This is a genomic window from Serratia sp. SSNIH1, assembly GCF_002935055.1.
Classification (GTDB): Bacteria; Pseudomonadota; Gammaproteobacteria; order Enterobacterales; family Enterobacteriaceae; genus Serratia; species Serratia nevei.
The window spans coordinates 1,138,119-1,163,915 of the sequence record NZ_CP026383.1; the positions used below are offsets into that span (position 1 = coordinate 1,138,119).

General features: G+C 59.1%; 23 protein-coding genes. 17 read left to right on the forward strand and 6 right to left on the reverse strand.

The genetic code is table 11. The annotated features are described in order from the left end of the window. Both thrB and thrC read left to right on the forward strand, forming a co-directional pair. Window positions 1-930: a homoserine kinase gene (thrB, locus tag C3F38_RS05445; protein WP_004932993.1), complete on the forward strand. Its 930-nt coding sequence runs from the start codon at window positions 1-3 to the stop codon at window positions 928-930. 3 nt (window positions 931-933) lie between these two features. Next, entirely contained in the window at window positions 934-2,223 is a 1,290-nt protein-coding gene (gene thrC, locus C3F38_RS05450) for a threonine synthase (RefSeq protein ID WP_038878549.1), read from the forward strand. A gap of 46 nt (window positions 2,224-2,269) precedes the next feature. Here thrC and yaaA read toward each other — a convergent pair whose 3' ends face one another. Further along, window positions 2,270-3,046, reverse strand: coding sequence for a peroxide stress protein YaaA (yaaA, locus tag C3F38_RS05455; RefSeq protein WP_038878578.1), 777 nt, complete (start codon window positions 3,044-3,046; stop codon window positions 2,270-2,272). A gap of 106 nt (window positions 3,047-3,152) precedes the next feature. Continuing rightward, window positions 3,153-4,589, reverse strand: coding sequence for a sodium:alanine symporter family protein (locus C3F38_RS05460; RefSeq protein ID WP_055317166.1), 1,437 nt, complete (start codon window positions 4,587-4,589; stop codon window positions 3,153-3,155). Window positions 4,590-4,972: 383 nt separating this feature from the next. Here C3F38_RS05460 and tal point away from each other — a divergent pair, with 383 nt between their 5' ends. From tal to C3F38_RS05475, 3 genes are all read left to right on the forward strand, one after another. After that, the gene (tal, locus tag C3F38_RS05465) at window positions 4,973-5,926 is read left to right on the forward strand and encodes a transaldolase (protein ID WP_047729021.1); all 954 of its coding nucleotides are present in this window, start codon (window positions 4,973-4,975) and stop codon (window positions 5,924-5,926) included. 151 nt (window positions 5,927-6,077) lie between these two features. Next, the gene (gene mog / locus C3F38_RS05470) at window positions 6,078-6,665 is read left to right on the forward strand and encodes a molybdopterin adenylyltransferase (RefSeq protein ID WP_004932980.1); all 588 of its coding nucleotides are present in this window, start codon (window positions 6,078-6,080) and stop codon (window positions 6,663-6,665) included. 124 nt (window positions 6,666-6,789) lie between these two features. Further along, the gene (locus tag C3F38_RS05475) at window positions 6,790-8,097 is read left to right on the forward strand and encodes an MFS transporter (protein ID WP_103767450.1); all 1,308 of its coding nucleotides are present in this window, start codon (window positions 6,790-6,792) and stop codon (window positions 8,095-8,097) included. On the opposite strand, the gene C3F38_RS26490 is transcribed toward C3F38_RS05475, so the two are convergent. Then, complete coding sequence (locus C3F38_RS26490; RefSeq protein WP_233790583.1) at window positions 8,094-8,357, reverse strand: hypothetical protein; 264 nt, start codon at window positions 8,355-8,357, stop codon at window positions 8,094-8,096. The genes C3F38_RS05475 and C3F38_RS26490 overlap by 4 nt on opposite strands. Between C3F38_RS26490 and C3F38_RS05480 the strand changes: the two genes are divergently transcribed. Further along, window positions 8,244-9,410, forward strand: a complete 1,167-nt coding sequence (locus C3F38_RS05480) for an ISL3 family transposase (protein ID WP_233211751.1) — start codon at window positions 8,244-8,246, stop codon at window positions 9,408-9,410. The genes C3F38_RS26490 and C3F38_RS05480 overlap by 114 nt on opposite strands. Window positions 9,411-9,459: 49 nt before the next feature. On the opposite strand, the gene satP is transcribed toward C3F38_RS05480, so the two are convergent. Continuing rightward, the gene (gene satP, locus C3F38_RS05485) at window positions 9,460-10,059 is read right to left on the reverse strand and encodes an acetate uptake transporter (RefSeq protein WP_025301520.1); all 600 of its coding nucleotides are present in this window, start codon (window positions 10,057-10,059) and stop codon (window positions 9,460-9,462) included. A gap of 324 nt (window positions 10,060-10,383) precedes the next feature. Between satP and dnaK the strand changes: the two genes are divergently transcribed. The 4 genes from dnaK to nhaR all read left to right on the forward strand — a co-directional run bounded on the left by dnaK (window position 10,384) and on the right by nhaR (window position 16,023). After that, window positions 10,384-12,297: a molecular chaperone DnaK gene (gene dnaK, locus C3F38_RS05490; RefSeq protein ID WP_004932972.1), complete on the forward strand. Its 1,914-nt coding sequence runs from the start codon at window positions 10,384-10,386 to the stop codon at window positions 12,295-12,297. A gap of 106 nt (window positions 12,298-12,403) precedes the next feature. Further along, window positions 12,404-13,528 (forward strand): molecular chaperone DnaJ, encoded by a 1,125-nt coding sequence (gene dnaJ / locus C3F38_RS05495; protein ID WP_004932969.1) that lies wholly within the window; start codon window positions 12,404-12,406, stop codon window positions 13,526-13,528. 236 nt (window positions 13,529-13,764) lie between these two features. Beyond that, window positions 13,765-14,931, forward strand: coding sequence for a Na+/H+ antiporter NhaA (gene nhaA, locus C3F38_RS05500; RefSeq protein ID WP_055316105.1), 1,167 nt, complete (start codon window positions 13,765-13,767; stop codon window positions 14,929-14,931). Window positions 14,932-15,123: 192 nt separating this feature from the next. After that, window positions 15,124-16,023, forward strand: coding sequence for a transcriptional activator NhaR (gene nhaR, locus C3F38_RS05505; protein ID WP_104456912.1), 900 nt, complete (start codon window positions 15,124-15,126; stop codon window positions 16,021-16,023). Window positions 16,024-16,094: 71 nt separating this feature from the next. Here the strand turns inward: nhaR and rpsT are convergent, their stop codons facing one another. Next, window positions 16,095-16,358, reverse strand: a complete 264-nt coding sequence (rpsT, locus tag C3F38_RS05510; protein ID WP_033637053.1) for a 30S ribosomal protein S20 — start codon at window positions 16,356-16,358, stop codon at window positions 16,095-16,097. A gap of 390 nt (window positions 16,359-16,748) precedes the next feature. On the opposite strand from rpsT, the gene ribF reads away from it, so the two are divergent. The 5 genes from ribF to ispH are packed head-to-tail and all read left to right on the forward strand — an operon-like array spanning window position 16,749 to window position 22,465. Then, window positions 16,749-17,687, forward strand: a complete 939-nt coding sequence (gene ribF / locus C3F38_RS05515; protein ID WP_038873358.1) for a bifunctional riboflavin kinase/FAD synthetase — start codon at window positions 16,749-16,751, stop codon at window positions 17,685-17,687. Between the two features lie 32 nt (window positions 17,688-17,719). Continuing rightward, entirely contained in the window at window positions 17,720-20,536 is a 2,817-nt protein-coding gene (gene ileS, locus C3F38_RS05520) for an isoleucine--tRNA ligase (protein ID WP_038873361.1), read from the forward strand. A gap of 13 nt (window positions 20,537-20,549) precedes the next feature. Next, complete coding sequence (gene lspA, locus C3F38_RS05525) at window positions 20,550-21,059, forward strand: signal peptidase II (protein ID WP_038873364.1); 510 nt, start codon at window positions 20,550-20,552, stop codon at window positions 21,057-21,059. Between the two features lies 1 nt (window position 21,060). Beyond that, a complete protein-coding gene (fkpB, locus tag C3F38_RS05530; RefSeq protein WP_033637057.1) occupies window positions 21,061-21,531 on the forward strand; it encodes an FKBP-type peptidyl-prolyl cis-trans isomerase in 471 nt (156 codons plus the stop codon). Then, on the forward strand, window positions 21,512-22,465 hold the full coding sequence (gene ispH / locus C3F38_RS05535; RefSeq protein WP_038873368.1) for a 4-hydroxy-3-methylbut-2-enyl diphosphate reductase: 954 nt from the start codon (window positions 21,512-21,514) through the stop codon (window positions 22,463-22,465). The genes fkpB and ispH overlap by 20 nt, the downstream gene beginning before the upstream one ends. 274 nt (window positions 22,466-22,739) lie before the next feature. Here ispH and C3F38_RS05540 read toward each other — a convergent pair whose 3' ends face one another. Continuing rightward, complete coding sequence (locus C3F38_RS05540) at window positions 22,740-23,666, reverse strand: LysR family transcriptional regulator (protein ID WP_048232615.1); 927 nt, start codon at window positions 23,664-23,666, stop codon at window positions 22,740-22,742. 191 nt (window positions 23,667-23,857) lie between these two features. On the opposite strand from C3F38_RS05540, the gene pvcA reads away from it, so the two are divergent. Then, on the forward strand, window positions 23,858-24,823 hold the full coding sequence (pvcA, locus tag C3F38_RS05545) for an L-tyrosine isonitrile synthase (RefSeq protein ID WP_047729009.1): 966 nt from the start codon (window positions 23,858-23,860) through the stop codon (window positions 24,821-24,823). Window positions 24,824-24,919: 96 nt separating this feature from the next. Then, window positions 24,920-25,783 (forward strand): TauD/TfdA family dioxygenase, encoded by an 864-nt coding sequence (locus C3F38_RS05550; RefSeq protein ID WP_047729007.1) that lies wholly within the window; start codon window positions 24,920-24,922, stop codon window positions 25,781-25,783. The last annotated feature ends 14 nt before the right edge of the window (window positions 25,784-25,797 follow it).

Consider the following 25,797-nt stretch of genomic DNA (forward strand, 5'->3'; position numbering starts at 1 on the left):
ATGGTTAAGGTGTATGCACCGGCCTCGATCGGTAACGTCAGCGTCGGTTTCGATGTGCTGGGCGCGGCGGTTTCGCCGATCGACGGCACGCTGCTGGGCGACTGCGTCAGCGTCGAAGCCGCCGAGACGTTCAGTTTGCAGAATGCCGGGCGCTTCGTCAGCAAGCTGCCGGCAGAGCCGAAAGAGAACATCGTTTATCAATGCTGGGAGCGTTTCTGCCAGGAGATCGGCCGCGAAGTGCCGGTGGCGATGCGGTTGGAAAAGAACATGCCGATCGGATCGGGGCTGGGCTCCAGCGCCTGTTCGGTGGTCGCCGGGTTGATGGCGATGAACGAATTCTGCGATCGGCCGCTGGATAAGACGACGCTGCTCGGCCTGATGGGCGAGCTGGAAGGCCGTATTTCCGGCAGCGTGCATTACGACAACGTGGCGCCTTGCTACCTTGGCGGCCTGCAGCTGATGCTGGAAGAAGAAGGCATCATCAGCCAGGAGGTGCCTTGCTTCGACGATTGGCTGTGGGTCATGGCCTATCCGGGCATCAAGGTCTCCACCGCCGAAGCGCGCGCCATTTTACCCGCGCAATACCGTCGTCAGGATTGCATCAGCCACGGCCGCTATCTGGCCGGCTTTATCCATGCCTGCCACACCCGGCAGCCGCAGCTGGCCGCCAAATTGATGCAGGACGTGATCGCCGAACCGTACCGCACTCGGCTGCTGCCGGGCTTCGCCGAAGCGCGCAAGGCGGCGCAGGAGATCGGCGCGCTGGCCTGCGGCATCTCCGGTTCCGGCCCGACGCTGTTCGCTGTCTGCAACGACGGCGCCACCGCGCAACGCATGGCCGCCTGGCTGCAACAACACTATCTGCAAAACGACGAAGGTTTTGTTCATATTTGCCGTCTGGATACCGCAGGCGCTCGACTACTGGGATAACGCATGAAACTGTACAACCTTAAGGATCACAACGAGCAGGTCAGCTTCGCGCAGGCGATCAAGCAAGGCCTGGGCAAGCAGCAGGGGCTGTTCTTCCCGCTGGAGCTGCCGGAGTTCGAACTGACCGAGATCGACCAGCTCCTGGAGCAGGACTTTGTCACCCGCAGCAGCCGCATTCTGTCGGCCTTTATCGGCGAAGAGGTACCGGAAGCGGCGCTGAAGAAACGCGTGCAGGCCGCCTTTGAGTTCCCGGCGCCGGTGGCGAAAGTGACCGAAGACGTCTCCTGCCTGGAGCTGTTCCACGGCCCGACGCTGGCGTTCAAAGACTTCGGCGGCCGCTTTATGGCGCAGATGCTGGCGGAAGTGGCCGGCGATCAGCCGGTGACCATTTTGACCGCCACCTCCGGCGACACCGGCGCCGCCGTGGCGCACGCCTTCTACGGCCTGAAAAACGTCCGGGTGGTGATCCTCTACCCGCAGGGCAAAATCAGTCCGCTGCAGGAGAAGCTGTTCTGTACCCTGGGCGGCAACATTCACACCGTAGCGATCGACGGCGACTTCGATGCTTGCCAGGCGCTGGTGAAGCAGGCGTTCGACGATCGGGAATTGAAAGACGCGCTGCACCTGAACTCGGCCAACTCGATCAACATCAGCCGCTTGCTGGCGCAGATCTGCTACTACTTCGAAGCGGTGGCGCAGCTGCCGCAGGAAGCGCGCAATCAGCTGGTCATCTCGGTGCCGAGCGGTAACTTCGGCGATCTGACCGCCGGGCTGCTGGCCAAGTCGCTGGGGCTGCCGGTGAAGCGCTTCATCGCCGCCACCAACGCCAACGACACCGTGCCGCGCTTCCTGACCAGCGGCCAGTGGCAGCCGCACGCCACGGTCGCGACGCTGTCCAACGCCATGGACGTCAGCCAGCCAAACAACTGGCCGCGCGTGGAAGAGCTGTTCCGTCGTAAGGTCTGGCAGCTGAAAGCGCTGGGCCACGCGGCGGTCAGCGATGAGACCACCAAGGAAACGATGCGTGAACTGGCCGAGCTGGGTTATATCTCAGAACCGCACGCGGCCATTGCCTATCGCGCGCTGCGCGATCAGCTGCAGGAAGGGGAGTTCGGTCTGTTCCTCGGCACGGCGCATCCGGCCAAGTTTAAAGAGAGCGTAGAAGCGATCCTCGGCCAGGAACTGTCGTTGCCGAAAGCGCTGGCGCTGCGGGCCGATCTGCCGCTGCTGTCGCACACGCTGCCGGCCGGCTTTGCCGAGCTGCGCAAATTCCTGATGGCGCTGCCGGCCTGAAGTTCGGCAGGCTAGAATGCGAAAAGCCGTCTTGCGACGGCTTTTTTTATACCTGTTCCGGGCGTTTGAACACCAGTTCATTGCCCTGCGAGGCGGCTTCGTCGAAGGCGTAGCCTTCCAGGTTGAAGTCCACCAGCTGCTCGCTGCGCGTCAGGCGGTTCTTGATGATAAAGCGGCTCATCAACCCGCGCGCTTTCTTGGCGTAGAAGCTGATGACCTTGTACTTGCCGTTCTTCTCGTCGAGGAAGACCGGTTTGATCAGCGCGCCGTGCAGTTTGGCCGGCTTCACCGCCTTGAAATACTCGTCGGACGCCAGGTTGACCACCACGTCGTCGCCCTGCTGCTCCAGCGCTTCGTTGAGTTTCTGGGTGATCTGATCGCCCCAGAAGCTGTACAGATCTTTGCCTTTCGGGTTTTCCAGCTTGATGCCCATCTCCAGCCGGTACGGCATCATCAGATCGAGCGGGCGCAGCACGCCATACAGACCGGACAGCATACGCAGATGCTGCTGGGCAAAGTCAAAATCGGCCTCGTTGAAATCCTGCGCCTGCAGGCCGGTGTAAACGTCGCCCTTGAACGCCAGCAGCGCCTGACGGGCATTGTCTGGGGTAAATTTCGGCTGCCACTCGCTAAAGCGCGCGGCGTTCAGCCCGGCCAGCTTGTCGCTGATGCTCATCAGGCTGGCGATTTGCGCCGGCGTCAGCTCGCGGCAAATTTTGATAAGCCGCTGAGACTTGTCCAGCAGTTCGGGCTGCGTGAAGCGTTCTGTCGCCAGCGGGCTGTCGTAATCGAGAGTTTTTGCAGGGGAAATAATAACGAGCATGGCCAGATCCTGTTTATCCAAGTGCGGATACTGTAGCAAAAAGCGCGGGAAAAAGGGGCAATCGGTCCAATAGGCCGGGGCGCGCATCGCACGCGCCCCGGAAAACTCAGCGCGGTGGTTGATGACCGTCCCACACGCCCGGCTCCAGCTGCGACTTCAGCTCCGGATAACGGTTGGCGTCGAAGGTCGGCAGCTTACCCAAGCGGCGCTGGCGATGGTAGTCGTCGGCCAGCTTAAGCGCCACCCGTGACAGCAACAGGATCGCCGTCAGATTGGTGATGGCCATCAGCGCCATGGAGGTATCCGCCATTTTCCACACCAGCGGCAGCTCCGCCAGCGCGCCGAACATCACCATGCCCAACGCCACGCAGCGGAAAATGATCAGGCCGCCCGGGTGGTTGTGCTCGAGGAATACCAGGTTGCTCTCGGCATAGGCGTAGTTGGCGATGATCGAGGTAAAGGCGAAGAAGAAGATGGCGATGGCGACGAACGGCGCCCCCCAACTGCCGACGGCGGTCGACAGCGCGCGCTGGGTCAGATCGATGCCGCTGATGCTGTCGGTCGGCTGATCGAGAATGCCGGAGGAGAGGATGATCGCCGCGGTGGCGCTGCAGATGACGATGGTATCGATAAATACCCCGAGCATTTGCACGTAGCCTTGTGAGGCAGGATGCGGAGGATAAGGCGAGGCGGACGCCGCCGCATTGGGCGCCGAGCCCATGCCGGCTTCGTTGGAGAACAGGCCGCGCTGCACGCCCTGGGTCATCGCCTGGGAGATACCGTAACCGACGGCGCCGGCCGCGGCTTCCTGCAGGCCGAAGGCGCTTTTGAAGATCAGCGCCAGGATCGCCGGCATGTGCTCGATGTTATGGCCAATCACCCAGAGGGCCAACAGCAGGTAGGCGCCCGCCATCAGCGGCACCACCAGTTCGGCCACTTTGGCAATGGAGCGAATGCCGCCGAAGATTACCACCCCGCTCAGCACCACCAGGCCGATGCCGACGTGCAGCGGCTGCAAATGGAAGGCGACGGCGGAGGCCTGGGCGATGGAGTTGGCCTGCACGGCGTTGAATACCAGGCCGAACGCGATGATCAGGAAGATGGAAAACAGCACGCCCATCCAGCGCATGCCGAGGCCCTTTTCCATGTAGTAGGCCGGGCCGCCGCGGTAGTTGCCGTTATCGTCTTTGGTTTTGTAGAGCTGCGCCAGCGAGCTTTCCACAAAGGAGGTGGCCATGCCGATAAACGCCACCACCCACATCCAGAAGATGGCGCCGGGGCCGCCGGCGGTCAGGGCGATGGCGACGCCGGTCAGGTTGCCGGTGCCGACGCGCGCCGCCAGCGTGGTACACAGCGCCTGGAAAGAGGAGATGCCGGCGCTGTCGCTTTTATTACTGTTTTTCAACACCGAGAACATGTGGCTGAAGTGGCGGAGCTGGATAAAGCGGGTGCGCAACGTGAAGTAGATGCCGGTGCCGAGCAGCAGATAAATCAGCACCGATCCCCACAAAATATTGTTTATAAAGTTCATCAGGTCCGTCAAGGGATCCCTCCTCTTATCGAAATTTAATGCGCACCTTGCAGCATCCACCGCAGGTGAAAAACATTGGCCTATTTTTTACAAGAGCTTAGCTGGAATTGGTCCGGCGTCAGTCGATTAAGATTTTTCGCAGATTAGCGGACGAATTGCATCAATTTTTTCGAATTTAACATAATTTATTCGGACAATAGCACGTTATTGCCTTTCCATCCGCTCGGTTATGGCGAAAGATATCGGCGTAAACGGTTGCTCGCCCAAGGATAAAACAGATGCTTGCGCGCCGCGGTTTTCCAGCCTTGCACCGGGCTTGGCGCATGTTATTATCAGGGTAGGGCATGGTTGAACAATGCCAAAAGTTCATGCACAAACGATGAGATAATGCCAACATGACCGACAAATTAACTTCCCTGCGCCAGCTGACCACGGTGGTTGCAGATACGGGTGATATCGCGGCAATGAAGCTGTATCAACCGCAGGACGCTACAACCAACCCTTCGCTGATCCTCAATGCAGCCCAAATTCCTGAATACCGCAAACTGATTGACGAAGCCATCGCCTGGGCGCGCGGCCAGAGCAGCGATCGCGAGCAGCAGATCGCCGACGCTGCCGACAAGCTGGCGGTCAACATCGGTCTGGAAATCCTCAAACTGGTTCCGGGCCGCATCTCCACCGAAGTGGATGCGCGTCTGTCTTACGACACCGTCGCCAGCGTGGCCAAGGCCAAGCGCCTGATCAAACTGTACAACGAAGCCGGCATCAGCAACGATCGCATCCTGATCAAACTGGCCTCGACCTGGCAGGGCATCCGCGCGGCGGAGCAGCTGGAGAAAGAAGGCATCAACTGTAACCTGACGCTGCTGTTCTCCTTCGCTCAGGCTCGCGCCTGTGCCGAAGCCGGCGTTTACCTGATCTCGCCGTTCGTCGGCCGTATCCTCGACTGGTACAAAGCCAACGGCGACAAGAAAGAGTTCGCCCCGCACGAAGATCCGGGCGTGATCTCCGTGACCGAAATCTACCAGTACTACAAACAGCACGGTTACAACACCGTGGTGATGGGCGCCAGCTTCCGTAACGTCGGCGAAATCATCGAACTGGCCGGCTGTGACCGCCTGACCATCGCCCCTGCGCTGCTGAAAGAGCTGGCGGAGAGCGAAGGCACGCTGGAGCGCAAACTGTCTTACACCGGTGAAGTGAAGGCGCGTCCTGCCGCACTGACCGAACCTGAGTTCTACTGGCAGCACAACCAGGATCCGATGGCGGTTGAGAAACTGACCGACGGTATCCGCAAGTTCGCCGTAGACCAGGGCAAACTGGAAAAAATGATCGCCGACCTGCTGTAATTCCCGCAGATCGCACAGTAAAAAGGTGGCTCAGGCCACCTTTTTTTATGCCCGACGCTCCCGCCGGCGGGGGAAGCCCTTATACTCTCGGCAATGACAACAGAACGGGAGACGAACCCGTTCGGACCCCATCAGGCTGTAGAGGTGACGCATGGATATTTTACGTATTGGTTTGGTTTCCGTTTCCGATCGCGCTTCCGGCGGCGTTTATCAGGATAAAGGCATCCCGGCGCTGGAAGAGTGGCTGAGCGGCGCGCTGGCGACGCCGTTCAAGCTGGAAACCCGGCTGATCCCCGATGAGCAGACGCAAATTGAACAGACGCTGTGCGAGCTGGTGGACGAAATGGGCTGCCATCTGGTGCTGACCACCGGCGGTACCGGGCCGGCGCGCCGTGATGTCACCCCCGACGCCACGCTGGCGATCGCCGATCGTGTGATGCCCGGCTTCGGCGAGCAAATGCGTCAGATCAGCCTACACTATGTGCCAACGGCAATTCTTTCTCGCCAGGTGGGGGCGATCCGTAAACAGGCGCTGATCATCAACCTGCCCGGCCAACCGAAGTCGATCAAGGAAACGCTGGAAGGGGTAAAGGATGAGCAGGGCAATGCGGTGGTACACGGCATCTTCGCCAGCGTGCCTTATTGCATTCAACTGCTCGACGGGCCTTACGTCGAAACGCACGCCGCGGTGGTAGCAGCATTTCGGCCAAAGAGCGCGCGTCGCGAGATAAACCTCTAAATTTCAGCATTCTGCGAGATCGGCTTCAGTCCGTCTGGTGTGAAAATAATTTGCCGCTATAGTAAGGATTCTTTTACAGAAAGCCTGCGGCTTTTATTTTTACAGCCTTTACCGACGGTGCCTTATGCCTCACGACACTAATCGCCGGCTGAACCGGCAAGACTACAAAACGCTGACGTTGGCCGCGTTGGGCGGCGCGCTGGAGTTTTACGACTTCATCATCTTCGTGTTCTTCGCCGCCGTGGTCGGCGATCTGTTCTTCCCGGCGGACATGCCGGAGTGGCTACGTCTGGTGCAAACCTTCGGCATTTTCGCCGCCGGCTATCTGGCCCGACCGCTGGGCGGCATCGTGATGGCGCACTTCGGCGATCTGGTCGGCCGCAAGAAGATGTTTACCCTGAGCATTCTGCTGATGGCGTTGCCGACGCTGGCGATGGGCCTGCTGCCGACCTACGCCAGCATCGGCATCGCTGCACCGCTGCTGCTGCTGTTGATGCGTGTGCTGCAGGGGGCGGCGATCGGCGGTGAGGTGCCGGGCGCCTGGGTCTTCGTTGCCGAACACGTGCCGCGCCGGCGCATCGGCTTCGCCTGTGGCACGCTGACCGCCGGGCTGACGGTGGGCATCCTGCTGGGCTCGGTGGTGGCGACGGTGATCAACACTACGCTCAGCCCGCAGAGCATTGCCGGCGGCGGTTGGCGCATTCCTTTCCTGTTGGGCGGCATGTTCGGCCTGGTGGCGATGTACCTGCGCCGCTGGCTGCAGGAAACGCCGATCTTCATCGAGATGCAGGTGCGTAAAGCGCTGGCCGAGGAGCTGCCGCTGAAATCGGTGGTGCTCAACCACAAGCGGGAAGTGGTGGTATCGATGCTGCTGACCTGGCTGCTCTCCGCCGGCATCGTGGTGGTGATCCTGATGACCCCGACCTATCTGCAAAAGCAGTTCGGCATTGCGCCGGCCTTGACGCTGCAGGCCAACAGCATCGCCACCATCATGCTGATCGCCGGCTGCATCGTCGCCGGTTTGTCGGCCGATCGCTTCGGCGCCAGCAAAACGCTGGTGGTCGGCAGTGTGCTGCTGGCCGGCTGCAGCTGGCTGTTCTATCAGACGGTGGGCGTACGCCCGGAAATGCTGTTCGCCTGTTATGCGCTGGTGGGGTTCAGCGTAGGCGTGGTGGGAGCCGTGCCGTACGTGATGGTGCGGGCGTTCCCGGCGGAAGTGCGGTTTACCGGCATCTCGTTCTCATATAACGTCTCGTACGCTATTTTTGGCGGTTTAACCCCTATTTTTGTGACGCTGATCATGAAATTGACCCCGTTAGCGCCCGCTTACTACGTGTTGGCGCTGTCGCTCATCGGGCTGCTGCTCGGCTTCTACCTGCATCGCGACCTGAACAGCGAAGCCGGGGAGCGGCGAGCCGATTCCTACAGCTAAAAAAAAGGTTCATCGCGCTTTAGCGTGAACCAATAGAAAACGGCAGTCAGAACGTTTAGGTTTGTATTCGCCAAAACACACCCTAAACCTTCAAAACTGCCGTCACTATGAATGCTAACCTTTGCTCCCTGTTCTGGGAAGGCTTTATCGTCAATTCCTTCTCGCATCCTTCTGCCAACTCCCTGCTTATCCAGCTCCAGCCTGATTCTGCCGTCATGCCCTGTTGCCGGCGCTGTGAACGGCGGGTGCCTGTTGTGCATGATGTTTCCTTCCGCCGAGTGCGTGAACGCCAGCTGCTCGATTGGGTCGTCTGGCTCAACGTCCCCGTCCGGCGCCTGTGTTGCCCCCATTGCGGGGTCACCACCGAAAAAATCAGCTGGTTGCCTGAACGCCAGAGATATACCACGACACTATCCGTATGGGTTGAGTCACTGGTCCGTTTACTGCCGATTAAGCACGTTGCACAACTCACCGGCCTGCACTGGCATACGGTCAAGAATATCGACTACCGGCGTCTGCTGCGGGAACGGACAGAGCCGCAGCGCCATACCCTCCGCCGTCTGGTGATGGATGAGTTCGCCCTGTTCAAAGGACATCGTTATGCCACCGTGGTGATGGATGCGGATACGCAACAAGTGTTGTGGGTGGGCGAAGGCCGCAGCAGAGCGGCCTTCCGCCCCTTCTTCGTCTGGCTGGGCGCTGAAGGCTGTGCCGCTATCCAGTCTGTCGCCATGGATATGAATACGGCGTTAGACCTGGAGGTCAGGCATCACTGCCCGCAGGCGGAAGTGGTCTATGACTTGTTCCATGTGGTGGCAAAGTATGGCCGGGAGGTTATCGACCGGGTCCGCGTCGACCAGGCCAATCAACTCCGTGATAACCCAAAATCGCGTCAGGTCATCAAACGCAGCCGCTGGCTGCTGCTGCGCAACCCCGAAAACCTGCCCGAAGGGCATGAGGTAAAGCTCACGGAGTTGCTGGAGGCGAATCAGCCGTTGAATGTGGTCTGGCTGATGAAAACAGCGCTGAAAGAACTGTGGTACGCCCCGAGTGAACAAGAGGCGCAGAGACGCTGGGTAAGCTGGTACAGGCAGTCTCAGGAAAGCGGAATCAAGGCGTTGCAACACTTCGCCGAGAAACTGAAAGGGTATGCCGGTGGCATCATCGCGAGTGCCAGACACAGGTTGAATACCAGCGTGCTGGAAGGGATGAACAATAAGATAAAAGTGATGAAGCGGATGGCCTATGGATACCGGGATAACGCTTACTTCTTCCTGAAAATCAAAGCAGCGTTCCCCGGTAAAGCGCGATGAACCAAAAAAAAGCCCTGCACTGCAGGGCTTTTTCATCAGGGAAGGGCGATTATGCCGTGACCGGCGAGGCCGCGACGCGGGCCGGAGCCGGCTCGCCAATCGGCAGCACGGTGCGGCCGTATTGCTCGTTGAGCACTTCGGCCATCGCCAGGTAAATGGCGCTGGCGCCGCAGATGATGCCTTCATAGCCAGCGAAGGTCAGCAGTGCGTGATTGCCGGTGATGTTGCCGACGGCCAGCAGGGCGAACAGCAGCGTGAGGCTGGCGAACACGAACTGCAGCACGCGGTTGGCGGCCAGGGTGCCGAAGAACATGAACAGGGTGAAGACGCCCCACAGCGCCAGGTAGATGCCCAGCACGTGCGCCTCGGTGGCCTCAGCCAGGCCCAGACGCGGCAGCAGCAGCAGGCCGACCAGGCTCAGCCAGAAGCTGCCGTAGGCGGTGAAAGCGGTCATGCCGAAGGTGTTGCCCTTCTTGTATTCCAGCAGACCGGCCAGGATCTGGGCCAGGCCACCGAAGAAAATCCCCATGCTGATGATGGCGGAGTTCAGTGGGAAAAAGCCCGCGTTGTGCAGGTTCAGCAAGACGGTGGTCATCCCGAAGCCCATCAGGCCGAGAGGGCCGGGATTCGCCAACTTGTTGGTGTGCATAAGTCCTCTGCGATAACAGAAAATTAACGGAAACAGCGAAGTAAAATAATAAATGGTCTGAATGGCCAAAAAATCGAAGTTTTCCACCAGAGCGCGCGCATCATAATGATCCCCGCAGCCGGAAACAATGATCTGAATGACGATAAAAAAAGAAATTTTTTTCGCCTTGCCCCTTGATGCCGGATTGGATGGCCCCATCTTATTTGCAACCGCAGTTGCTAACCGCGGGTCGCACTGAGATATCGGGCAGTTGAAAAGCAAAAAATCGCCCGCATATAGGTTAGCAACCTGACTGATTATGAATTTTTTAGTGGAGACGTTTAGATGGGTAAAATTATTGGTATCGACCTGGGTACTACCAACTCTTGCGTAGCAATTATGGATGGTGCCAAGGCACGCGTGCTGGAAAACGCCGAGGGCGACCGCACCACTCCTTCTATTATCGCCTATACCCAGGACGGTGAAACTCTGGTTGGCCAGCCGGCTAAGCGTCAGGCAGTGACCAACCCTGAAAACACCCTGTTTGCCATCAAGCGCCTGATCGGTCGCCGCTTCCAGGATGAAGAAGCGCAGCGCGACAAAGCGATCATGCCGTACAAAATCGTCGAAGCCGACAACGGCGACGCCTGGCTGGAAGTGAAAGGCCAGAAAATGGCTCCGCCGCAGATCTCTGCGGAAGTGCTGAAGAAAATGAAGAAAACGGCGGAAGATTACCTGGGCGAACCGGTAACTGAAGCGGTTATCACCGTACCGGCTTACTTCAACGACGCCCAGCGTCAGGCGACCAAAGACGCCGGCCGCATCGCGGGTCTGGAAGTCAAACGCATCATCAACGAACCGACCGCTGCGGCCCTGGCCTACGGTCTGGACAAAGAAGTCGGCAACCGCACCATCGCGGTTTATGACCTGGGCGGCGGTACTTTCGATATCTCCATCATCGAAATCGACGACGTTGACGGCGAAAAAACCTTCGAAGTACTGGCGACCAACGGTGATACCCACCTGGGTGGCGAAGACTTCGACAGCCGTCTGATCAACTACCTGGTGGAAGAGTTCAAGAAAGATCAGGGTATCGATCTGCGCAACGATCCGCTGGCGATGCAGCGTCTGAAAGAAGCCGCTGAGAAAGCGAAGATCGAACTGTCTTCCGCTCAGCAGACCGACGTTAACCTGCCGTACATCACTGCAGACGCGACCGGTCCAAAACACATGAACATCAAAGTGACTCGCGCCAAACTCGAGTCGCTGGTTGAAGATCTGGTGGCGCGCTCTATCGAGCCGCTGAAAGTGGCGCTGAAAGACGCAGGCCTGTCGGTTTCCGACATTCAGGACGTGATCCTGGTGGGCGGCCAGACCCGTATGCCAATGGTGCAGAAGAAAGTCGCAGACTTCTTCGGCAAAGAGCCGCGTAAAGACGTGAACCCGGACGAAGCGGTTGCCGTGGGCGCTGCGGTACAGGGCGGCGTGTTGGCCGGTGATGTGAAGGACGTTCTGCTGCTGGACGTGACCCCGCTGTCGCTGGGTATCGAAACCATGGGCAGCGTGATGACGCCGCTGATCACCAAAAACACCACGATCCCGACCAAGCACAGCCAGGTGTTCTCTACCGCTGAAGACAACCAGTCTGCGGTAACCATCCACGTGCTGCAGGGTGAGCGTAAGCGCGCCAGCGATAACAAATCTCTGGGCCAGTTCAACCTGGACGGCATTCAGGCGGCACCGCGCGGCATGGCGCAGATCGAAGTGACCTTCGATATCGATGCCGACGGCATCCTGCACGTGTCTGCCAAAGACAAGAACACCGGTCGTGAGCAGAAGATCACCATCAAGGCATCTTCTGGCCTGAACGAAGACGAAATCCAGAAAATGGTGCGCGACGCCGAGCTGAACGCTGAAGCCGACCGCAAGTTCGAAGAGCTGGTACAGACACGTAACCAGGCGGATCACCTGATCCACGGCACTCGCAAGCAGCTGGAAGAAGCGGGCGACAAACTGCCGGCGGAAGACAAAACGGCGATCGAAGCGGCGCTGAAAGATCTGGAAGCGGCGGTGAAAGGCGAAGATAAAGCCGAGATCGAAGCGAAGACTCAGGCTCTGGTGCAGGTTTCCGGCAAACTGCTGGAAATGGCCCAGGCGCAGCAGGCTCAGCAGGGTGCTGACGCCGGCGCGGACAACGCGGCGCAGAAAGACGACGACGTGGTTGACGCTGAGTTCGAAGAAGTTAAAGACAAAAAATAATCGCCCTTAAGCGGGCACGGGGCGGCCGAGATGCCGCTCCCGGAAACCAGCACGGGCGTCGAGGCAACTCTGCGCCCGTGCACGCATGTTAAGGGTAAGCGAAAGAATGGCGAAGAAAGACTATTACGAGATTCTCGGCGTCAGCAAGACGGCGGATGAACGTGAGATCAAAAAGGCGTACAAACGTCTGGCGATGAAATACCATCCTGACCGCAACCAGGAACAAGACGCCGAAACCAAGTTTAAAGAAGTTAAAGAAGCTTACGAAGTCCTGACCGACGACCAAAAGCGCGCGGCCTACGACCAGTATGGGCACGCGGCCTTTGAACAGGGCGGCATGGGCGGCGGCGGCTTTGGCGGCGGTGCCGACTTCAGCGATATCTTTGGCGACGTGTTTGGCGACATCTTCGGCGGAGGCCGCCGTCAGCGCGCCAGCCGCGGTTCCGATCTGCGCTATAACATGGAGCTGACCCTCGAGGAAGCGGTACGTGGCGTCACCAAAGAGATCCGCATCCCGACGCTGGAAGAGTGCGACGTCTGCCACGGCAGCGGCGCCAAGCCGGGCAGCTCGCCGGTGACCTGTCCAACCTGTCACGGCCAGGGCCAGGTGCAGATGCGTCAGGGCTTCTTCACCGTGCAGCAGGCGTGTCCGCACTGCCATGGCCGCGGTCAGATCATCAAAGATCCGTGCAACAAGTGCCACGGCCACGGCCGGGTAGAAAAATCCAAAACGCTGTCGGTGAAAATTCCGGCCGGCGTCGATACCGGTGACCGCATCCGCCTGGCGGGTGAAGGCGAAGCCGGCGAGCACGGCGCACCGGCGGGCGATCTGTACGTTCAGGTGCAGGTGAAGGCGCACCCGATCTTCGAGCGCGAAGGCAACAACCTGTACTGTGAAGTGCCGATCAACTTCGCCATGGCGGCGCTGGGCGGTGAGATTGAAGTGCCGACGCTGGACGGCCGGGTGAAACTGAAGGTGCCTTCGGAGACCCAAACCGGCAAACTGTTCCGCATGCGCGGCAAGGGCGTGAAATCGGTGCGTGGCGGCAGCCAGGGTGACCTGCTGTGCCGCGTAGTGGTGGAAACCCCGGTCAATCTGAACGACAAGCAGAAGCAACTGCTGCGCGAGCTGGAAGAGAGCCTGGGTGGCCCGTCCGGTGACAAGAACAGCCCGCGATCGAAGAGCTTCTTCGACGGGGTGAAAAAGTTCTTTGACGACCTGACTCGCTAACCTGCTGTTTCTGCTGGTTTATATTAGAACCCCGGGCGTCTGTCCCGGGGTTTTTATTTGCATGTTGCACCACTAATTCCCTATAAATAATGTGACTTATTCGTGCTTTTGATCGGTTTTATCGAGTTATTTAGCATTTATAAACTTATTTTTTCGAACTAAAACGCCCTCTATACTCACTTCATGACTGTGGTTCGCAGGGCGCTACGCCCTGCACAGATTTGGAGAGACGTATTGTGACCAACATCATTCGTCAATTTTTACGTCAGGAAGCCGCGGGCGGCATCATTCTGATCGCGGCGGCGATCGTCGCCCTGATCATGGCCAACAGCCCGGCGCAGGGGATCTATCAGGCATTCCTTAACCTGCCGGTGATGGTGAAGATTGCTTCGCTGGAGATCGCCAAGCCGCTGCTGCTGTGGATCAACGACGGCCTGATGGCCATCTTCTTCCTGGTGGTGGGGCTCGAGGTCAAGCGCGAGCTGATGCAAGGCTCGCTGTCCGGGCGCGACAAGGCGGTGTTTCCGGCGATCGCCGCGCTGGGCGGCATGCTGGCGCCGGCGCTAATTTATTTGCTGTTCAACGGCGCGGATGACGTCACCCGCCAGGGCTGGGCGATCCCGGCCGCGACCGATATCGCCTTCGCGCTGGGCGTAATGGCGCTGCTGGGCAACCGTGTGCCGACCAGCCTGAAAGTGTTCCTGCTGGCGTTGGCGATCATCGATGACCTGGGCGTGATTATCATCATCGCGCTGTTCTACACCCATGAAGTGTCGATGGTGGCGCTGGGCGTGGCGGCGGCGGCGACGGTGCTGCTGGCGGTGATGAACTGGCGTGGCGTGGGTAAAACCTCGCTGTACATGATGGTCGGCCTGGTGTTGTGGGTAGCTATCCTCAAGTCCGGGGTACACGCGACGCTGGCCGGGGTGATCGTCGGCTTTATGATCCCGCTGAACGTCAAGAAGGGGCCGTCGCCGTCGGAGACGCTGGAACATGAGCTGCACCCTTGGGTCGCGTTTATGATCCTGCCGCTGTTCGCTTTCGCCAACGCCGGGGTCTCTTTGCAGGGCGTATCGCTGGAAGGGTTGACGTCGCTGTTGCCGGTCGGGATTGCGGCCGGGCTGTTTATCGGCAAGCCGCTGGGGATTTTCCTCTTCAGCCTGCTGGCGGTGAAAATGGGCATCGCCCGCTTGCCTGAGGGGATCGGTTTTAAACAGGTGTTTGCCGTTTCGGTGCTCTGTGGTATTGGTTTCACCATGTCGATTTTCATCGCCTCGCTGGCGTTTGGCGATGCGGATGCGGCGCTCAGCACCTATTCCCGCCTGGGGATCCTGTTGGGCTCCACTGCGGCGGCGGTGGCAGGGTATGGGCTGCTGCGTCTGGCGTTGCCGCGGGTGCGTTAATCCTGCGTGTGCCCGATAAGGGCACACAATAAAATGGCTGGTCGGAGCTGTGCGGTATAAAATATGTGCACCTTCGGCCGTTCTTCGTTGGGACTAATGGGGCTATACGTTGTCTGAAGCAGGGAAAGGAAGTTTGTCGCTCGTCAAGGCACACCGTTTGCCGCTGCGAAACGTTGTTAAGGAGAGCCGCTCGTGAGGATGTCGCATATCAACTTTAATCACCTTTACTATTTCTGGCAGGTCTGCAAGGCCGGTTCCGTGGTCGGTGCCGCCGAAGCGTTGTTTTTGACGCCGCAGACCATCACCGGCCAGATCAAAGCGCTGGAGGAGCGGTTGGACGGCAAGCTGTTCAAACGCCAGGGGCGCGGGTTGGTGCCTTCGGAGCTGGGGCAGCTGGTGTTCCGCTATGCCGACAAGATGTTTATGCTCAGCCAGGAAATGCTGGATATCGTCAACTACCGCAAAGAGTCAAACCTGCTGTTCGACGTTGGCGTGGCGGACGCGCTGTCGAAGCGCCTGGTCAGCCAGGTGTTGGAAACGGCGGTAGTGGTGGATAACGAACAGATCCACCTGCGCTGTTTTGAATCGACGCACGAGATGCTGTTGGAGCAGCTCAGCCAGCACAAGCTGGATATGATCCTGTCGGATTGCCCGGTAGACTCCAGCCAGCAGGAAGGGCTGTTCTCGCTGAAGCTGGGCGAGTGCGGCATCAGCTTCTTCTGCCGCCAGCCGGCGCCGGAGCTGCCGTTCCCGGCCTGCCTGGAGCAGCGCAAGCTGCTGATCCCCGGCCGCCGCTCGATGCTGGGGCGCAAGCTGCTCAACTGGTTCAATACGCAGGGCATTCAGGTGGAGATCTTGGGCGAGTTCGACGATGCGGCGCTGATGAAGGCCTTCGGCATGTACCACAATGCGATTTTCGTGGCGCCGACGCTGTATGCGCAGGATACCTACAACGGTGACAACGTGGTGGAGATTGGGCGCATCGACAGCGTGCAGGAGGAGTATTACATCATCTTCGCCGAGCGCATGATCCAGCATCCGGCGGTGCAGCGCGTGTGCAACAAAGACTTTTCGGCGCTGTTTTCCTGCTAGCGGTTCAGTGAACGCAGGGCGTAAAAAAACCGGCCTGAGCCGGTTTTTTTATCAAGCAGATAACGAAATGCTTATTGCATTGCGTTGATGCGTGCAGTCAGGTTTGACTTATGACGCGCTGCTTTGTTTTTGTGGATCAGGCCTTTAGCTGCCTGACGGTCCACCAGTGGCTGCATTACCAGGAATGCAGTTTGTGCTGCTTCTTTGTCGCCAGCTGCGATAGCTGCGTCTACCTTCTTGATGAAGGTACGCACCATTGAGCGACGGCTAGCGTTATGCTTGCGGCGTTTCTCAGACTGTACGGCGCGTTTCTTAGCTGATTTGATATTAGCCAAGGTCCAACTCCCAAATATATTCTATTGAGGACAATTCAAAGGCCGAGGAATATGCCCTTTTAGCCTTCGTTTGTCAATGGATTTGTGCAAATAAGCGCCGTTTGTACAGGCGGCACTCGCTACGTTGTGATGGCGCAGGATTTTACCAGCTTCGCTCTTGGGAATACAGTGTTTCGCGAGAAAATTCGCCAATGTTTTGCCGCGGCGGACGCAAGCCGTTGGCCGCGGTCGAGAATCGGCCCGGCAGCGCCGGATAAACTGCGGCGAAGCCGTTTCACGCGCAGATTATCTCCGGTATGGTATGTCTATTACATAAAGGCACCAATCGCGGGTTAACCTTACCGGCTGTACAAGGTATAATCCGCCGATTTCCACTGTTTTGAGCCAGCTATGGAGCTAATTCGCGGCATTCACAATATCCGGGCGCGCCACCATGGTTGCGTGCTCACCATCGGCAACTTTGACGGCGTACACCGCGGTCATCAGGCGCTGCTGGAGCAGTTGAAGCAACAAGGGAAACGCCTCGGGCTGCCGGTGATGGTCATGATCTTTGAGCCGCAGCCGCTGGAGATGTTCGCCGCAGACAAGGCGCCGGCCCGCTTGACGCGCTTGCGCGACAAGGCCAACTACCTGGCGCAGGCGGGCGTCGACTACCTGCTGTGCGTCAAGTTCGATCCGCGTTTTGCCGCCAACACCGCGCAGGCGTTCGTCGCCGAGCTGCTGGTGGAAAAACTGGGCGTCAAATTCCTGATGGTGGGGGATGATTTTCGCTTTGGCGCCGGGCGTCAGGGCGATTTTTCGCTATTGCAGCAGGCCGGAAAAGAGTACGGCTTCGAGGTGGTCAGCACCCCGACCTTCCGCGAAGGCGAGCGGCGCATCAGCAGCACCGCGATCCGCACCGCACTGAGCGAGGACGATCTGCCGCTGGCGGAGACCCTGCTGGGCCACCCGTACAGCATTTCCGGGCGCGTAGTGCACGGCGACGAGCTGGGCCGCACCATCGGCTTCCCGACCGCCAATTTGCCGCTCAAGCGTCTGGTAGCGCCGGTGAAAGGGGTGTATGCGGTAGAAGTGTACGGCCTGGGGCCGCAGCCGCTGCCGGGCGTGGCCAATATCGGTACGCGCCCGACCGTCGCCGGCGTGCGCCAGCAGCTGGAAGTGCATCTGCTGGATGTCACAATGGATCTTTACGGGCGCCATATTGAGGTGGTGCTCCGCGCAAAATTGCGTAATGAACAACGGTTTGCTTCGCTCGATGCCCTGAAGCAGCAAATCGCCAATGATGTGGTGACGGCCCGGAAGTTCTTCGGGCTACAGACACCGGTTTAATCTCTATAGCCGAAAACGGAACCGAGAATCTAATGAGTGACTACAAGAATACCCTGAACTTGCCGGAAACAGGGTTCCCGATGCGCGGCGATCTCGCCAAGCGCGAGCCTGGCATGCTGCAACGTTGGTATGAACAGGATCTGTACGGGATTATTCGTACTGCCAAAAAGGGCAAAAAAACCTTCATTTTGCATGACGGCCCTCCGTATGCGAACGGCAGCATTCACATTGGTCACTCGGTTAACAAGATTCTCAAAGACATTATCATCAAGTCGAAAGGGATGGCCGGCTTCGACTCGCCTTATGTGCCGGGTTGGGACTGCCACGGCCTGCCTATCGAACTGAAGGTTGAACAGCTGTACGGCAAACCGGGCGAGAAGCTGACGGCGGCCGAGTTTCGCCAGAAGTGCCGCGAGTACGCGGCCGAGCAGGTTGAAGGCCAGAAGAAGGACTTCATCCGCCTGGGCGTGCTGGGCGACTGGGATCGCCCATACCTGACCATGGACTTCAAAACCGAAGCCAACATCATCCGCGCGCTGGGCAAGATCATCAGCAACGGCCACCTGCTGAAAGGCGCCAAGCCGGTTCACTGGTGCACCGACTGCGGATCGTCGCTGGCGGAAGCGGAAGTGGAGTACTACGACAAGACTTCGCCGTCGATCGACGTGAGCTTCCATGCGGCCGACGCGGCTGCCGTGGCGGCCAAGTTCGGCGTGAGCCACTTCAACGGGACTATCTCCCTGGTTATCTGGACCACCACTCCGTGGACCCTGCCGGCCAACCGCGCGATCTCGCTGCACCCGGACTTCACCTATCAGCTGGTGCAGGTTGACGGCCAGTGCCTGATCCTGGCGGCCGAGCTGGTAGAAAGCGTGATGAAACGCGCCGGCATCACCGAATGGACGGTGCTGGGCAGCTGCAAAGGCGCCGATCTGGAGCTGCTGCGCTTCAAACACCCGTTCATGGACTTCGACGTGCCGGCGATCCTCGGCGAGCACGTGACGCTGGACGCCGGTACCGGTGCGGTGCACACCGCGCCAGGCCACGGCCCGGACGACTTCGTGATCGGCCAGAAATACGGCCTGGAAGTGGCCAACCCGGTAGGGCCGAACGGTTGCTACCTGACCGGCACCTACCCGCTGCTGGACGGCAAGTTCGTCTTCAAGGCCAACGATCTGATCGTCGACCTGCTGCGTGAGAAAGGCGCACTGCTGCACGTCGAGAAGTTCCTGCACAGCTATCCGTGCTGCTGGCGCCACAAGACGCCGATCATCTTCCGCGCCACGCCGCAATGGTTCGTCAGCATGGATCAGAAAGGCCTGCGTCAGCAGTCGCTGGAAGAGATCAAAGGCGTGCAGTGGATCCCGGATTGGGGCCAGGCGCGCATCGAAATGATGGTGGCCAACCGCCCGGACTGGTGCATCTCGCGTCAGCGCACCTGGGGCGTGCCGATGTCACTGTTCGTGCACAAAGAAACCGAGCAGCTGCACCCGCGCACCGTTGAGCTGATGGAAGAAGTGGCCAAGCGCGTCGAGCAAGACGGCATTCAGGCCTGGTGGGATCTGGACGCGGCCGACATCCTCGGCGCGGAAGCCGCCGACTACGTGAAAGTGCCGGATACGCTGGACGTGTGGTTCGATTCCGGTTCCACTCACGCTTCGGTGGTCGACGTGCGCCCTGAGTTCCAGGGCCACAGCGCCGACATGTATCTGGAAGGCTCCGACCAACACCGCGGTTGGTTCATGTCATCGCTGATGATCTCCACCGCGATGAAAGGCAAGGCGCCTTATAAAGAAGTGCTGACCCACGGCTTCACCGTCGACGGCCAGGGCCGCAAGATGTCCAAGTCGATCGGTAACACCGTCAGCCCGCAGGACGTGATGAACAAGCTGGGCGGTGACATTCTGCGTCTGTGGGTGGCATCGACCGATTACACCGGCGAAATCGCAGTCTCCGACGAGATCCTCAAGCGTTCCGCTGATTCTTATCGCCGCATCCGCAACACCGCGCGTTTCCTGTTGGCCAACCTGAACGGGTTCGAGCCGAGCACCGACTGCGTGGCGCCGGAAGACATGGTAGTGCTGGATCGCTGGGCGGTCGGCCGTGCGCTGGCGGCGCAGCAGGATATTGAACAGGCTTACGCCAACTACGATTTCCATGAAGTGGTGCAGCGTCTGATGCAGTTCTGCTCGGTCGAGATGGGCTCCTTCTACCTGGATATCATCAAGGATCGTCAGTACACCGCGAAGAGCGACAGCGTCGCCCGCCGCAGCTGCCAGACCGCGCTGTATCACATCGTGGAAGCGCTGGTGCGCTGGATGGCGCCGATCATGTCGTTCACTGCGGACGAGATCTGGGGCTTCATGCCGGGCAAACGCGCGCAGTACGTGTTCACCGAAGAGTGGTACGACGGCCTGTTCGGGCTGGCGGAAGGCGAGCCGATGAACGACGCTTTCTGGGCCGAGCTGCTGAAAGTGCGCGGCGAAGTGAATAAGGTGCTGGAGCAGGCGCGTGCCGACAAGCGCCTCGGCGGTTCGCTGGAAGCGGCGGTAACGCTGTATGCCGACAGCGAGCTGGCGGCGCGCCTGAACAGCCTGCAGGATGAGTTGCGTTTCGTGCTGCTGACCTCTGCGGCAAGCGTTGCGCCATTGGCGGATGCGCCGGCCGACGCGCAGGCTTCCGAGCTGCTGAAAGGGCTGAAGATCGCCTTCAGCACGGCACCGGGTGAGAAGTGCCCGCGCTGCTGGCATTACACCACCGATATCGGCCTGGTGGCGGAACACGCAGACATCTGCGGCCGCTGTGTGAGCAACGTCGCCGGTGACGGCGAGAAGCGTAACTTTGCCTGAGAACTCGCGCCTGATGAGTAAATCAATTTGTTCGACCGGCCTGCGTTGGCTGTGGGTTGTGGTGGCGGTGCTGGCGCTGGATTTTGGCAGCAAGCAGTGGATCCTCGCTAACTTTACGCTGGGCCAGTCCCAGCCGTTGATCCCGTCGTTCAACCTGTTTTACGCGCGCAACTACGGCGCTGCGTTCAGCTTCCTGGCCGACCATGGCGGCTGGCAGCGCTGGTTCTTCGCCGGCATCGCCATCGCCATCGTTGCGGTGCTGCTGGTGATGATGTACCGCAGCACCGCGCAGCAGAAGCTGAACAACATCGCCTACGCCTTTATTATCGGCGGGGCGTTGGGCAATCTGTTCGATCGCCTGTGGCACGGTTTCGTGGTCGATTTCATCGACTTCTACGTCGGTGACTGGCACTACCCGACCTTCAATCTGGCGGACAGCTTCATCTGCGTGGGCGCGGCGATGATCGTGCTGGAAGGTTTCCTGTCGCCGGCGAACAAAGACGCAAAGAGTAAAGGTGAGTAATATGACGGCTCAGGTTATCAGTGACAGCGCGGTGCTGGTTCACTTTACGCTGAAACTGGAAGACGGTTCGACCGCCGAATCCACCCGCAGCAGCGGCAAGCCGGCGCTGTTCCGCCTGGGTGACGGCAGCCTGTCGGCACCGCTGGAAGCGCAGCTGCTTGGCCTGCGCGCGGGCGACAAATGCGCCTTTACCCTGCAGCCGGAAGCGGCGTTCGGCGCGGAGAACCCGGATCTGGTCCAGTTCTTCTCGCGCCGCGACTTCGCGGAAACCGGCGTGCCGGACGTGGGCACCATCATGCTGTTTACCGCCATCGACGGCAGTGAAATGCCGGGCGTGGTGCGCGCGGTGGCGGAAGATTCGATCACCGTCGATTTCAACCATCCGCTGGCGGGCCATCCGGTGACCTTCGATATCGAAGTGCTGGAGATCGATCCGCAGCAGGAGGAGATGCATGCAAATATTGCTGGCTAACCCGCGCGGCTTCTGCGCCGGGGTTGATCGTGCGATCAGCATCGTGGAACGCGCGCTGGAACTGTATGGCGCACCGATCTACGTGCGGCATGAAGTGGTGCACAACCGCTACGTGGTCGACAGCCTGCGTGAGCGCGGCGCGGTGTTTATCGAAGAGATCGCGGAAGTGCCGGACGGCTCTATCCTGATCTTCTCGGCGCACGGCGTTTCTCAGGCGGTGCGTGCCGAAGCCAAGGCGCGCGATCTGACCATGCTGTTCGACGCCACTTGCCCGCTGGTGACCAAGGTGCATATGGAAGTGGCGCGCGCCAGCCGCCGCGGCACCGAAGCGATTCTGATCGGCCACGCCGGGCACCCGGAGGTGGAAGGCACCATGGGCCAGTACAGCAACCCGCAGGGCGGCATGTACCTGGTCGAGTCGCCGGAAGACGTGTGGAAGCTGCAGGTGAAAGATGAAAGCAACCTGTGCTTCATGACGCAGACCACGCTGTCGGTAGATGATACCTCGGACGTGATCGACGCCCTGCGCCAGCGTTTCCCGAGCATTATCGGCCCGCGCAAGGATGACATTTGCTACGCCACCACCAACCGTCAGGAAGCGGTGCGTAACCTGGCCGGCGATGCGGACGTGGTGCTGGTGGTGGGGTCAAAAAACTCCTCCAACTCCAACCGACTGGCGGAACTGGCGCAGCGCGTCGGCAAACCGGCTTATCTTATCGATTCGGCGGCGGATATTCAGGAGAGCTGGCTGAGCGGGGCGCGCCATATCGGCGTTACCGCCGGTGCCTCAGCGCCGGACGTGCTGGTGCAGGAGGTGATCTCTCGCCTGAAAGCGCTGGGCGGTATGGACGTGCATGAAATCAGCGGGCGTGAAGAGAACATCGTGTTCGAAGTGCCGAAAGAGCTGCGCGTGGACGTTCGTCAGATAGACTGACAGGCGCCGGCGGATGACAACGGGGAGCTCAGGCTTCCCGTTTTTTTTGGGCATTCGCATGGCATTGAAAATAAAACTCTGCGCATATTCAAATTTTCTGCTAACTAAAGTCAAATTTATTCTGAGTATTTGAAATAGCGTCGGTGTCATTAATTATATAAGCTGACGAAAAGTCATTAATCAAGGTATCATTAGCCTGCAATCTAAATAAGGCCTGGCGTTGGCAAGGTGATTACAATAATTACAATAACAGGTGTTGCAGATGTTTCTTATTTTATTCCTGCCGAATATGTTCTAAGGCGTTTAATCCTTTCTCCTTTAAATAAAGCTTCATATGCTCCAGCAATCGTCGGACTTTTAATGGCTGAATCTCCCGACGCGGCATAATGGCATAGCAATTTATTTCTGGTAATCGCCAGTCGGGCAATATTTCAATCAGCTCGCCGCTGAGCAACTCACGCTCAACGTTGGCGAAGAAATTGCGAATGATACCCTTGCCGGTCAGCGCCAACTCCTTCATCGCCATACCGCTGTTGGTGAACAAGCGCCCGGTCATGCGCATGCGGTGTTCACTGCCGTCGCGATGGATCAGACGAACAAACTGCGGGTTGCCGAGCGGTGTAAAGGTCACCCAGTGGTGATGCGTCAGCGCCTGCGGCGAATCCGGCACGCCGTGGTGCGCCAGGTAGGCCGGCGAGGCGCACAGCACTTCGCGGCAGCGCGCCAGCCGCGTGGAAACGTAGCTGGAGTCGGCCAGCACGCCACCGCGTATCGCCAGATCGATGCGTTGCGCGATCAGGTCTATCTTTTCATCGTGGATTTCCAGCCGCAGCGTGAGCCGCGGGTGCTCGTCGAGGAAGCTCTGCAGCGCCGGCACCAGATAGTGGGTGGCGAATTCGGTCGAGGTGGCGACGCGCAGTTCACCCACCAGTTCGCCACGCAGCGCGGCGATCCGTTGTTGGCCGCGTTCGGCGGCGTGGATCATCAGCAGGCAATCTTCATAAAAGCACAATCCGGCTTCGGTCAGACTCAATGAACGCGTCGACCGCAACAGTAATTGAATGCCCAGATGTTCCTCCAACTGGCGAATATGTTGGCTCACGGCCGAGGTCGTCATGCCCAATTCTTTTGCCGCCATGCTGAATGCGCCGCAATCGACCACTTTTGAGAAAATGGCCATGCGTTTTAAAATATTGCTCATAGTTTGTTAAGCACAACTTAACCAAGATTGTGAATTATACGGGCTAATAATATAGCACCATCTCTTCTATATTGCCTGAAGCATATAAACGCCGGGCTAATTATTATCACGCAGAGGTTTTTTCTCTTTTTGATAAATCTTATTGCGCTTTTCAATAATACACCCGCGCCGCATCGCAACAGGAGCACATTGTGGACAGCGTTCAGAAAGATGAAATAGCGTTAAAAATCCTACGTGAATTATTGCAATACCGCCGCCGTTTCCCCGGTGGCGACACCTCAATTGCCGAAGAAGAACAGCGGGTCACTCAGGTGCAATTGCCGCGCATTCGGGCATTCATTGAAAACGAGCAGCGCATCGAATTCGTACTGCCGGCCTTTCCGACCAAGTCGCCCAACACCAACAAGGTGATCGGCGCGGTGCCGGACATGGCGGAGCGGCTGTCGCTGATCTTTCTCAATTCGCTGTGCCAGCGTATTCAACTCTATTATCCGCCGGGTGCGCATATCGTTATCTGCTCCGACGGCCACGTGTTCGGCGATCTGATCCGCGTCAGCGACGAAGCGATCAACCACTATCAGCGCGAGATTGAAGGCCTGCTGCATGAAGTGGGCGCGACGCACCTGAGCGTGTTCAACCTCGGCGACGTCAAAGGCCTGGCGGAGCATACCGACGATTACGATCTGCTGCGCCGGCTGTTGGTGGAGGGCTACGCCGAATCGGAAGAGGCGATCAAGCAACAGCTGATGCAGGACGAACAGGGCCTCTCGCTGTACCGCGCCATCACGCGCTTCCTGTATGAAGACAGTCAGCTGCCGGGCTACAGCGGTTCCAACGCCGCGCTGCAGAAGGACGCCAAGCAGCGCGCCTGCGGCGTGATCCAACGCAGCTGGGCCTGGGGCAACCTGCTGGCGCAACATTTCCCGGCAGCGATCCGCCTGTCGATTCACCCGCAGCCGGTCGACAGCTTGAAAATGGGCATCCACATGATGCCGACCAAAGACGACTGGCTGACGCCGTGGCACGGCGTGGCGGCCAACGTGAACGGCCAGTTCGTGCTGATGAAGCGTAAAGATGCGCAGAGCCTGGACGGCGAACTAGTGGAGATCCGCGGCACGCCGAGCCATTACCTGATCGAGCAGCCACAGATGGCCTGAGGCCGTCGCAGGCTTTTGCGCCCGAAATCCTGGCGGGCGCGTTTTTAACGGCACGTTGCCGTGTGAGCAGCACATTCGATGCAAGGAGAATCACCGATGAACAACCAACCGCTTAATTGCCATATCCAACCGAATACCCCGTTCGGCGCGATCCTGACGCCGCAGCATCCGGGGCAAAAGATCGGCGATCTGCCGGTGGCGGCGCTGCGAACGCTGGCGCAGGAACACCACTTGCTGGTGCTGCGCGGATTCGACTCCGGTTTCAACGAGGCGGAAGTCCTGACTCGCTATGCCGAACAGTGGGGCGAAATCATGATGTGGCCGTTCGGTGCGGTGCTGGACGTGAAGGAACATCCGGACGCCAAGGATCATATCTTCGACAGCAGCTACGTCCCGCTGCATTGGGATGGCATGTATAAGCCGACCATCCCCGAGTTCCAGCTGTTCCACTGCGTGGCGGCACCCTCTCAGGACGAAGGCGGATGCACCACCTTCGTCGACACCACGCGGCTGTTGGCCAATGCGGACGAAGCGCTGCTGGATCAGTGGCTGTCGGTCTCGATCACCTACCGCATCAAGCAGGTGGTGCATTACGGCGGTGAAGTCTGTTCGCCGCTGGTGGTGCAGCACCCGAACGGCAGGGGGTTAATCATGCGCTACAATGAACCGCCGACGGAGGGGAAAAAATTCCTCAACCAGCATGCGCTGGAATATCACGGTGTGCCGGAACAGCAGCAGGAACAGTTCCATCACACTTTGCAGCAGCACCTGTACGATCCGCGTCACTATTATGCCCATCAGTGGCAGCAGGGCGACGTGGTGGTGGCGGACAACTTCTCGCTGTTGCACGGCCGTGAGGGTTTTACCGCCCGTTCCGCGCGTCATTTGCAGCGCGTGCATATTCAGAGCAACCCGGTGTGCGCCAATCTGGCGCTGAAGCCGGCCAACGCAGAAGCGTAAAGGAGCATTATGGC